Annotated in this window: 4 protein-coding genes, 8 tRNA genes and 1 rRNA gene; all 13 read right to left on the reverse strand. The window is 49.4% G+C overall.

What is annotated here, in order from left to right:
* Nucleotides 1-39 precede the first annotated feature (39 nt).
* A complete protein-coding gene (gene rpoC / locus LACZS1_RS11865) occupies nucleotides 40-3717 on the reverse strand; it encodes a DNA-directed RNA polymerase subunit beta' (protein WP_070652012.1) in 3678 nt (1225 codons plus the stop codon).
* A 12-nt stretch (nucleotides 3718-3729) separates the two neighbouring features.
* Nucleotides 3730-7332: a DNA-directed RNA polymerase subunit beta gene (gene rpoB / locus LACZS1_RS11870; protein WP_010492660.1), complete on the reverse strand. Its 3603-nt coding sequence runs from the start codon at nucleotides 7330-7332 to the stop codon at nucleotides 3730-3732.
* 349 nt (nucleotides 7333-7681) lie between these two features.
* Nucleotides 7682-10189 (reverse strand): ATP-dependent Clp protease ATP-binding subunit, encoded by a 2508-nt coding sequence (locus tag LACZS1_RS11875; protein WP_047105387.1) that lies wholly within the window; start codon nucleotides 10187-10189, stop codon nucleotides 7682-7684.
* A 38-nt stretch (nucleotides 10190-10227) separates the two neighbouring features.
* Complete coding sequence (locus LACZS1_RS11880; RefSeq protein WP_010492678.1) at nucleotides 10228-10695, reverse strand: CtsR family transcriptional regulator; 468 nt, start codon at nucleotides 10693-10695, stop codon at nucleotides 10228-10230.
* 125 nt (nucleotides 10696-10820) lie between these two features.
* Nucleotides 10821-10894: transfer RNA gene (locus tag LACZS1_RS11885), tRNA-Pro, on the reverse strand.
* Between the two features lie 4 nt (nucleotides 10895-10898).
* A tRNA-Gly gene (locus LACZS1_RS11890) sits at nucleotides 10899-10970 on the reverse strand.
* Nucleotides 10971-11023: 53 nt separating this feature from the next.
* A tRNA-Arg gene (locus tag LACZS1_RS11895) sits at nucleotides 11024-11097 on the reverse strand.
* A gap of 10 nt (nucleotides 11098-11107) precedes the next feature.
* Nucleotides 11108-11193 (reverse strand) — tRNA-Leu (locus tag LACZS1_RS11900).
* A gap of 11 nt (nucleotides 11194-11204) precedes the next feature.
* A tRNA-Gly gene (locus tag LACZS1_RS11905) sits at nucleotides 11205-11276 on the reverse strand.
* A 69-nt stretch (nucleotides 11277-11345) separates the two neighbouring features.
* A tRNA-Leu gene (locus tag LACZS1_RS11910) sits at nucleotides 11346-11428 on the reverse strand.
* A 15-nt stretch (nucleotides 11429-11443) separates the two neighbouring features.
* Nucleotides 11444-11516, reverse strand: a tRNA-Lys gene (locus LACZS1_RS11915).
* Between the two features lie 2 nt (nucleotides 11517-11518).
* A tRNA-Val gene (locus tag LACZS1_RS11920) sits at nucleotides 11519-11591 on the reverse strand.
* Nucleotides 11592-11599: 8 nt separating this feature from the next.
* Nucleotides 11600-11716, reverse strand: a 5S ribosomal RNA gene (gene rrf / locus LACZS1_RS11925).
* Nucleotides 11717-11733 lie beyond the last annotated feature (17 nt).

The following is an 11733-nucleotide window of genomic DNA, read 5'->3' on the forward strand; positions in this document are numbered from 1 at the left end:
AACTAGATTATTCAATTAGCTTGGCAGCTAACAGGATGATTACTTGTTGTCAGTATCATCTTGTTGGTCGTCTTTTTGCTGGCTGTCTTTTTCCTTCATTTGCTTTTCAATGTCAGAAATCGAATAGACACTGTCGGAAACGGTACCGACACTCTTTGGTTCTTCGTGACGATACGTTGCCATCCCGGTACCAGCCGGAATAATCTTCCCGATAATGACATTTTCCTTCAAGCCAACTAACGGATCGTTCTTGCCGCGAATAGAAGCATCGGTCAGAACCCGCGTTGTTTCCTGGAAGGATGCAGCTGACAGGAAGCTGTTGGTTTCCAAGGAAGCCTTGGTAATCCCTAACAGCACCGGACGGCCGGTAGCTGGAATGCCGCCACTGATGATCGCTTGCGTGTTCTTCTCTTTGAAGTCCGCAATGTCGAGTAATGTTCCTGGCAAGATGTTTGTATCGCCCGGATCCATGACGCGGATCTTGCGTAACATCTGCCGAACCATGACTTCAACGTGCTTATCACCAATATCAACACCCTGCATACGGTAAACTTTCTGGACTTCAGAAAGCAGGTAGTTTTCGGTTGCCATCACATCGCGCACTTTGATCAACTGCTTAGGATCAATTGACCCGCCTGTCAGTCGTTCGCCGCGGTTAACATGGTCGCCTTCCGCAACCGCCACACTAGATGCATACGGCACGCTATAGGTTCGGGTATCAGTCTCACCCTTCACCGTAATTTCACGCGTATGCTCAGCCGGATTTTCATCAATAGCGGTTACTTCACCGGTTACTTCCGTGATCACAGCTTCACCTTTAGGGTTCCGTGCTTCAAAAATTTCCTGAACACGAGGCAGCCCTTGGGTAATATCTTCGCCACCGGCAACACCACCGGTATGGAAGTTACGCATGGTCAACTGGGTACCTGGTTCACCGATTGACTGAGCAGCAACAGTTCCGACTGCTTCGCCGACTTCAACCTGTTCGCCGGTTGCCATGTTACAACCGTAGCACTTCTGGCAAACACCGTGCTTGGTATTGCAGGTGAAGACCGAACGGATGGTGACGGCTTCAACACCGGCATCCACAATCTTCTGTGCCATATCTTCGTCCATCAAGGTATTGCGCTTAACCAGGACTTTGCCGCTCTTAGGATCAAGAACGTCTTTCATGGTGAACCGACCGACAAGGCGATCATACAGTGGTTCAATCATTTCGTTACCTTCACGGATAGCGCGAACGACCAAACCACGATCGGTGCCGCAGTCTTCTTCACGAACAATGACATCCTGCGCCACATCAACCAGCCGCCGCGTCAGGTAACCTGAGTCAGCCGTCTTCAGCGCCGTATCGGTCATCCCTTTACGAGCACCGTGAGTGGACATGAACATTTCCATAACAGTCAGGCCTTCACGGAAGTTCGAGATAACCGGCACTTCCATCATCCCACCGTTAGGCGCAGCCATCAGACCACGCATACCGGCAAGCTGAGTGAAGTTCGAGATATTACCACGAGCTCCGGAATCGGACATCATGGAGATTGGGTTATTCGGGTCAAAAGAATCAACCAGCTTTTGCTGAATTTCATCTTTGGCGTCGTTCCAAATCTGGATAACCCGATCATGGCGTTCATCATCAGTGATCAACCCACGCCGGAACTGCTTAGAAACAGTTGCAACCTTCTTATGGGCAGCAGCCACAATTTCCGGCTTTTCCTTCAGATTGGTGATATCGGCAATCCCGACAGTTAACCCGGAGTTGGTGGATTGCGTATAGCCCAAAGTCTTCATGTCATCCAGTAAATCACTGGTTCGCTGAACTTTATAAACCTTGAAGACCTGCGCAATAATATCAGACAGGAAGCCTTTCTTGAACGGATCGATCAAAGGTGCATCCGCGAGATAAGCGTGAATGTCTTCACCTTTATCGATGAAGTACTTATCAGGCACACCATTGACGATGTTGTCTTGCGTCGGCTCATTCAGATACGGGAAGTCTTTTGGCATAATCTCGTTAAAGATCGCCTTGCCGACACTTGTCACCATGATCTTCTTCTTTTGATCATCTGTGAATGGTTTGTCAGTGAAGGAGTTAGCCGCAACGCCGACCCGGCTGTGCAAATGAACGTAGCCATTTTGCAGTGCCATCAGGATTTCGTTGGTGTCCTTGAAGATCATGCCTTCGCCTTCGCGACCCTTTTGCTCCATGGTCAGGTAATAGTTACCTAACACAACGTCCTGCGAAGGGGTAACGATTGGCTTGCCGTCTTTTGGCGCCAGAATGTGATGTGCCGCAAGCATGAGCATCCGTGCTTCAGCCATCGCTTCATCAGACAACGGTACGTGGATCGCCATTTGGTCACCGTCAAAGTCCGCGTTATACGCTTCGCAGACCAGTGGGTGCAACCGAATGGATTTCCCATCAACCAAAACAGGTTCAAACGCCTGAATACCAAGTCGATGCAGCGTAGGCGCACGGTTTAAGAGTACCGGCCGTTCCTTGATAACATCTTCAAGCACATCCCAAACGTCATCATCCTGCCGATCGATCTTGCGCCGGGCATTCTTGATGTTGCTTGCCATGTCCCGCTTAACCAGTTCACGCATCACGAATGGCTTAAAGAGCTCCAAAGCCATTTCACGCGGCACGCCACACTGATAAAACTTCAGCCATGGGCCGACATCGATAACGGAACGACCAGAGTAGTCAACCCGCTTACCAAGCAAGTTCTGACGGAACCGGCCTTGTTTCCCTTTCAGCATGTGTGACAGGGACTTAAGCGGACGATTGCCTGGGCCGGTAACCGGACGACCACGCCGACCATTATCGATCAAAGCGTCAACCGCTTCCTGCAGCATCCGCTTTTCATTTTGGACAATGATGCTTGGTGCATTCAGGTCAAGCAGGCGCTTTAGACGGTTGTTACGGTTGATGACCCGCCGATACAAGTCGTTCAGATCAGACGTCGCAAACCGGCCGCCTTCGAGCTGAACCATTGGCCGCAGATCCGGTGGAATGACCGGAATGGTATCCATGACCATCCATGCTGGATCATTACCGGATTCCTTGAAGGCATCCAAAATGTCCAACCGCCGAATCGCGCGCGTCCGTTTTTGGCCTTGCGCTGACTTCAGATCGTCTTTTAATTCAGTAACTTCTTTGTCGAGATCGACATCCTGCAACAATTCCTTGATGGCTTCAGCACCCATCTTGGCATTGAAGGTTTTGCCGTATTCTTCCCGTTTTTCACGATATTCGCGTTCGGTCAGAAGTTGTTTTTTCTCCATTGGCGTGTCGCCTGGATCAATCACAACGTAAGAAGCAAAATAGATGATTTCTTCAAGTGACCGTGGCGACATATCCAGTACCAGACCCATCCGACTCGGGATGCCCTTGAAGTACCAGATGTGGGTGACCGGTGCGGCTAATTCGATATGGCCCATCCGCTCACGCCGAACCTTGGAACGTGTCACTTCAACCCCGCAGCGATCACAAACAATCCCCTTATAGCGGATCCGCTTGTACTTACCACAGGCACATTCCCAGTCCTTAGTCGGTCCGAAGATGCGTTCATCGAACAAGCCGTCCCGCTCAGGCTTTAAGGTTCGGTAGTTGATCGTTTCGGGCTTTTTGACTTCCCCATACGACCAACTGCGAATCTTGTCCGGCGAGGCTAAGCCGATTTGCATACTTTCAAACTTATTGACATCAATCAAAGGGCTAACCTCCTATTTTTTATCGTCGGTACTGTTATCGGCAGGCTTACCGTCGCTCGCTTGAGCTGCGGCTTCGTGTGCCTTCTTTTCTTCTTGCTGGGCTGCAAACTTCGCCAAAGCATCGACTGAAACAACGTCGTCTTCGTCGTCATCCATATCCCGCAATTCAATTTCTTTCTTATCCGCGCCAAGCACCTTCATGTCCAGACCCAAGGCTTGCAATTCCTTAACAAGCACTCGGAAGGATTCCGGTACACCTGGCTTTGGAATCGGTTCGCCTTTGACAATGGCTTCATAGGTCTTGACCCGCCCGACAACGTCATCTGACTTATAGGTCAGAATTTCCTGCAAGGTGTAGGCCGCGCCATAAGCTTCAAGGGCCCAAACTTCCATTTCACCAAACCGCTGGCCACCAAATTGTGCTTTACCACCAAGTGGCTGTTGGGTAACCAAACTGTAAGGTCCAATTGAACGAGCATGGATCTTATCATCAACCATGTGTGACAGCTTCATGTAGTACATAACTCCTACAGATACGCGGTTTTCAAATGGTTCACCGGTACGGCCATCATACAGAACTGACTTACCATCGGAGGCCATGCCGGCTTCCTTAACGGTTGACCACAGATCTTTATCGTTGGCACCATCGAAAACAGGGGTTGCCACGTGAATACCCAAGTTACGTGCGGCCATGCCCAGATGCAGTTCAAGCACCTGGCCAATGTTCATACGACTTGGCACACCCATTGGCGATAGGCAGATGTCAACCGGTGTCCCATCTGGCAAGTATGGCATGTCTTCTTCAGGAACCACGACGGAAACCGTCCCTTTGTTCCCATGACGACCGGCCATCTTATCGCCGACCTGAATCTTCCGCTTCTGGGTGATGTAGACACGAACCATCATGTTGACACCAGGAGACAATTCATCGCCCGCTTCACGAGTGAAGATCTTGACGTCCTGAATGATCCCACCGCCGCCATGAGGTACCCGCAATGAAGTATCGCGGACTTCACGAGCCTTTTCACCGAAAATAGCGTGTAACAACCGCTCTTCAGCAGACAGCTCGGTAACCCCTTTAGGTGTCACCTTGCCGACCAAAATGTCGCCATCACGAACCTCGGCGCCGACACGAACAACACCGAACTCGTCAAGATCCTTGAGGGCTTCTTCACCGACGTTTGGAATTTCGCGAGTCACTTCTTCAGGCCCAAGTTTGGTATCACGTGCTTCGGATTCATACTCTTCAATATGAATGGACGTGTAAACATCGTCTTTAACCAACCGTTCAGACAGCACAATCGCGTCTTCGTAGTTGTACATGTTCCAAGTCATGAAGGCGATGATTGGGTTTTGGCCCAATGCCAGTTCGCCGTTTTGCATGGCTGGCCCATCAGCGATGATTTCATCAACATCAACGTGATCGCCAATCGTGACAATCGGCCGCTGGTTGTAGTTCTTGCCGGCGTTACTACGCTTGAATTTCATCAAGTTGTAGGAATCCAAGGCACCGTCTTCACGGCGAACCCGAATTTGCTTAGCGTCAACATATTCAACCGTCCCGGCATTTGTAGCCAGAACTGCTGTCCCGGAGTCATGCGCCGCCTTGTATTCCATCCCGGTCCCAACAAGTGGGGCATGCGGATTGATCAATGGCACCGCCTGACGCTGCATGTTCGCACCCATCAAGGCACGGTTGGAGTCATCGTTTTCCAAGAATGGAATGCATGCCGTCGCAACCGCAACAACCTGCTTAGGTGAAACGTCCATGTAGTCAACTTTGTCCGGAGAAATTTCAATGTTGTTGTCTTTGTGACGCGCCAAAACGGTATCGTCAACGAAAGAACCATCATCGTTCAATGGCGAGTTTGCCTGCGCAACGATGTAGTTATCTTCTTCATCGGCGGTCAGATAGTCAATCTTATCGGTAACCTTATGCGTATCCCAAGAAACACGGCGATACGGGGTTTCGATGAAGCCATAAGGATTAACCACCGCATAAGAAGCCAAGCTGTTAATCAACCCGATGTTCGGGCCTTCAGGGGTCTCAATCGGACACATCCGACCATAATGGGTGTAATGAACATCTCGAACTTCATAACCCGCACGATCACGCGTCAAGCCACCAGGTCCAAGGGCAGAAAGCCGACGCTTGTGGGTTAATTCACCAAGCGGGTTGGTCTGATCCATGAACTGAGACAGTTGGGAACTGCCAAAGAATTCCTTGATCGAAGCAACCACCGGACGAATATTGATCAATTGTTGCGGCGTCACGGTAGCAGTGTCCTGAATCGACATCCGCTCACGCACAACCCGTTCCATCCGGGAAAGCCCGATCCGGAACTGGTTCTGCAGCAATTCACCGACGGAACGAATCCGGCGATTGCCCAAGTGATCGATATCATCGACTGAGCCAAGGCCTTCTTGCAAGTTAAGGAAATAGTTCATGGATGCCAAAACATCAGCCGGAACAATGTGCTTAACTTTCTTGCCAATGTGGCCGTTGCCGATTAAGTTGATTTCTTTATCCGGTGTTACTTGTGAGTAGACCTTAATGCTTTGCAGCACAATCGGATCCGTCACAACGCCTTGATCGGAAGGTTGATACGTGACGGTCTTGAAATCATCCCGATCCAAATAAGCACCTAACTTGTCCATCACTTGACGGTCAACTTTGGTCCCTTTTTGGGCAATAACTTCACCGGTATCCGGGTCAGCCAATGTTTCAGCCAAGACCTGATTCAACAGGCGCGTCTTCAAGCTCAACTTCTTGTTAACCTTATAACGACCAACTGAAGCTAAGTCATAACGTTTCGGATCAAAGAAACGCGCATACAAAAGTGACCGTGACGAATCAGCGGTTTTAGGTTCGCCTGGGCGTAGGCGTTCATAAATATCCTTCAAGGCTTCATCGGTACGGGAATCATCCGTGTTCTTATGCACATCTTTTTCAAGTGTGAGCATCAGCGAATCGTTATCGCCGAACATGTTGATGATATCTTGATCAGACCCGAAGCCCAAAGCACGAACCAGTTCGGTCAATGGAATCTTCCGCGTCCGGTCGATCCGAACATAAGCAATATCCTTGGCGTCTGTTTCATATTCCAGCCAAGCACCACGGTTAGGAATGACAGTTGTGCCATAGGTAACCCGTGAGTTCTTATCGGTTTCGCTATGGAAATAAACACCAGGTGAACGAACCAACTGCGAAACAATAACCCGTTCCGCCCCGTTGATGATGAAAGTCCCTTGTTTGGTCATCAGTGGAAAATCGCCAAAGAAAACATCCTGGCTCTTGATTTCACCGGTTTCATGATTCGTTAAACGTAAGGTTACATGCAAAGGTGCAGAGTAGTTTGCATCGTGTTGGCGTGCTTCCTCGACAGTATATTTCGGTTCCAGCAGTTGATAGCCGACAAATTCCAGTGACAGTTTCCCTTGAAAGTCATCGATCGGCATAATATCGTCGAACATTTCTTTAAGACCTTCATCGAGGAACCATTGGTAAGAATTCGTTTGGATCTCGATCAGATTAGGAAGATCCAAAACTTCCTTGATCCGGGCATAAGACCGGCGTGTCCGGTGCTTACCATAATTCACTAAGTGTCCTGCCAAATTATTCACCCCTTGTAAGATTTTCCGGCTTGGTCGATTGTAAAAATAATGTAAATTTTGTTAAATTTACATGACAATGACGATCCCGCAGACATTTTGAGCAAAAAAAAACCAAAAACAGATCAGCCTTCAACCAGCCTGCTGTTTTTGCTTTTTCCATTAGCCAGAACGGACAATAGATCGTCCTGACAGCCTGTCCAAACCGAAATGCGATTGATTTAATAATACGCGGTGGTGTCAAGAAAGTCAAGCGGCAAAATTTTCCGTCTCAGACTCACAAATCCTTTCGCATATCGCACATTCAAAAAAGCCGTAACCACAGTTGATTACGACTTTTTATCATCTAAAGTTACGCCTTAACCGGTTCCTTCGATGCGCCATTTTCTTTATGCTTGCCTTTGTTTTCCTTGACAGTAAACGTTAGCTTGCCTTTTTTGGCACCGATTTGGATCAAATCACCGGTCTTAGCTTGTCCTGTCAACAAAAGTTCGCTCAGTTGATCTTCAACATCCGTTTGCAAAGCGCGGCGGATCGGACGTGCCCCGTATTCAGGATCGAATCCGGCAGCCGCGATGGCATCAATGCCTGCTGGCGTAATTTTGACGTCGATTCCCTGATCCTTAATGCGACTAAGCACGGTTTTGGTCATAATCTTGACGATCTCGTGCAGCTCTTCCTTGTTCAGGCTATGGAAGACAACCGTCTCATCAATTCGGTTCAGGAATTCAGGACGGAAACTCTTCTTCAATTCATCTAACATCCGGCTCTTCATCGCTTTGAAGTCTGCGGTTGGGTCCTTGGCACCAAAGCCAACCGTTTTATCGTCACGAATGGCGGTTGCCCCGATGTTACTGGTCATGATCAAAATCGTATTACGGAAATCAACCCGACGACCCTTCGCATCGGTCAGGTAACCATCATCCAAGACTTGAAGCAAGATGTTAAAGACATCCGGATGCGCCTTTTCGACTTCATCCAGCAGCACAACAGAATATGGCTTGTTGCGAACCTTTTCCGTCAACTGGCCGCCTTCATCGTAGCCGACATAACCCGGTGCGGCGCCAATCAAACGACTGGTGCTGAATTTCTCCATGTATTCGGACATATCAACCCGAATCATGGCATCCTCTGATCCAAACATCGCTTCAGCTAGGGCTTTCGCCAGCTCGGTTTTCCCGACGCCGGTTGGGCCAAGGAACATGAAGGACCCAATTGGGCGGGTAGGATCTTTCAAACCGGAACGTGCCCGGCGGATGGCCCGTGCAACTGCGGAAACAGCTTCATCCTGACCGACAACCCGTTGATGGAGAATCTTCTCCAGGTTAACCAAACGCTCGGATTCCTTCTTCTGCAACTGGGTAACCGGCACACCGGTCCATTGTGACACAACTTCTGCCACATCGGCGCCTGTCACTTTGATATCGGTCCGAACGCCGCTTTCGTTCACGGGTTCCGGCGTATCGGCAAGTTTGGCCTTAACGTCCGCTTCCTTGGTGCGAATGGTCGCCGCTGTTTCGAAGTCTTGATGATCAATCGCGTCTTCTTTGTCGGCGACTAACTTAGCCAATTCGTCCTGAAGCTTGTCGGATTTGGTTTCGACATTAGCTTTGTCCAATCGTACCTTGGCAGCACTTTCGTCAACTAAATCGATCGCCTTGTCAGGCAGGAAGCGCGTTGTAATGTAACGTGAGGACAAAACAACTGCTTCATGCAAAGCTTCATCAGTAATGGTGACGCCATGATGCGCCTCATACCGTGGACGCAGCCCTTTCAAAATCTGTTCTGCTTCTTCCTCCGTTGGTTCATCGACTTGGATGGTCGCAAACCGCCGTTCCAAAGCAGCATCTTTTTCAATATACTTTTGATATTCGTCTAAGGTTGTTGCCCCGATCAACTGCAACTCGCCACGAGCTAAGGCCGGCTTGAGAATGTTGGAAGCGTCAATGGCACCTTCAGCACCCCCCGCACCGATTAGCGTATGCAATTCATCAATGAACAAAATGACATTGCCATCTTTATAAATCTCATCAATGATTTTCTTCAGGCGATCTTCAAATTCACCACGATACTTCGTGCCAGCAACCAGTGAGCCCATATCAAGCATCATCAGTCGCTTATTCAGCATGTCATCCGGAACTTTGCCCGCGACAATCTTTTCGGCAAAGCCTTCCGCAATCGCGGTTTTCCCGACACCTGGTTCACCAATCAACACAGGGTTGTTCTTGGTGCGCCGGGCCAGAATCTGAATCAAACGCCGAACTTCCTTTTCGCGGCCGACCACCGGATCCATCCGATTTTCCCGCGCCATTTGAGTCAAATCGCGCGCAAGGCCGTCAAGTGTCGGGGTCCCTTGGCTATCTTGGCGGGCACCGCCACGCGCCATTGGTCGGCGTTTGGCAGCCGTGTCCGCAATGCCCATCTTCTTAAACACCATTTGTCGCGTCTTCGAAAGACTAAGCCCCAGATTCTGGAGAATCCGCGCGGCTAAAATATCGTCTTCACGAAGCAACCCCAGCAGAATATGCTCGGTGCCGATCTTCAAAGCACCTAAGCGCTTTGCTTCGTCGCCGGCAAACGCCAGAATTTCCTTACCTTTAGGTGAATAAGGCAAATAACTATCGCTAGCTTGACCGGCGGCATCAACAGTTCCATACCCTGTGAAGCGCTCGATCTCGTCATGGACATCATTCTCTGTGACCCCTAACTGACGCAGCGTCTTACCAGCGATTCCATCTTTTTCCATAACCAGCGCCATAAGCAAATGTTCAGTGCCTACAGCATGATGATGGAAATACTTCGCTTGTTCCTGGGCTAAAAGCAAAACATTTTTAGCACTAGGGGTAAATAAGTTGTCCATAAGCACGCTCCTTTTTAGAAAACTAATTATAAACTGTTCTATCTTTCATACCGCAAACGATCCAAAAATGCAAGGAACATGCGCGACCGTAAATGCTCTTCTGTCCCTTGATCAAGAATGCCCAAAGTCTCATGATTCATGACCGCCAACAACAAATTACCTGATTGCTGGGAAATAAGGCCATTGTCAAACAGTTCCTGAATCAAATCACGTGCATCGCGTAACCGCAAGCGCTTGGGAATGTGCTGCCGCATGATTTGAATGAGATCCTGATCATCTGTCAATTTGACCTTCACGATGCGAATGTAGCCCCCGCCACCACGTTTACTCTCGACAATGTAGCCGCGAGCCGGTGTGAACCGGGTCTTAATGACATAATTGATTTGCGAAGGAACGCAATTAAAACGACGCGCAATCTCGGCTCGCCGTATTTCAACGGCGGCCTCCTGTGCCAGTATCGTTTTTAGATAAGCCTCAATAATGTCCGAAATATTCTCACGCTGCATGTCGTTCAATCCTTTTTGACTTTGACCAATCTTGACTATTACACATTATACTGGCATTGGTCAGTTTATACAAATTTCTGCATTTGAAAACGAAAAAAGGACCACGATTTTTCGTGATCCAAGAATCGGGAAGACAAGATTCGAACTTGCGACCCCTACGTCCCGAACGTAGTGCTCTACCAAGCTGAGCTACTTCCCGGTAAAGCGGAAGACGGGATTCGAACCCGCGACCCCCACCATGGCAAGGTGATGTTCTACCACTGAACTACTTCCGCATACCGCATATTCAATTGATCGGCGCCAGCTTAGCTTCATAGGCGATCGACGATGCACCCAGTAGGAGTCGAACCTACAACCTTCTGATTCGTAGTCAGACACTCTATCCAGTTGCGCTATGGGTGCTTCAACAAAATGCCGAGGACCGGGATCGAACCGGTACGGTCATCACTGACCGCAGGATTTTAAGTCCTGTGCGTCTGCCAATTCCGCCACCCCGGCATAAAGTGAAAAGCGGAAGACGGGATTCGAACCCGCGACCCCCACCATGGCAAGGTGATGTTCTACCACTGAACTACTTCCGCATATCAAACCTATTCAATTATGACCGAGGAGCGGCCTTCAAAGACCCGAGCATTCCATTCAAGATACGATGCGGGTGAAGGGACTCGAACCCCCACGGTCAAAAACCACTAGAACCTAAATCTAGCGCGTCTGCCAGTTCCGCCACACCCGCAAAAGGTGGGTTAAATGAGCCGTGACAGGCTCGAACTGTCGACCCACTGATTAAAAGTCAGTTGCTCTACCAACTGAGCTAACGGCTCAATGGAGGATACAGGGCTCGAACCTGTGACCCTCTGCTTGTAAGGCAGACGCTCTCCCAACTGAGCTAATCCTCCATATGTAAGCGTGGCAGCTTCCTACCCTCGCAGGCAGTTTCCCACCAACTACTCTCGGCGTGAAGAAGCTTAACTTCTGTGTTCGGCATGGGAACAGGTGTATCCTTCTTGCTATCGCCACCACACTTATGAGAACTTTGCG

This window comes from Lacticaseibacillus zeae subsp. silagei (assembly GCF_030770335.1).
Taxonomy (GTDB): domain Bacteria; phylum Bacillota; class Bacilli; order Lactobacillales; family Lactobacillaceae; genus Lacticaseibacillus; species Lacticaseibacillus zeae.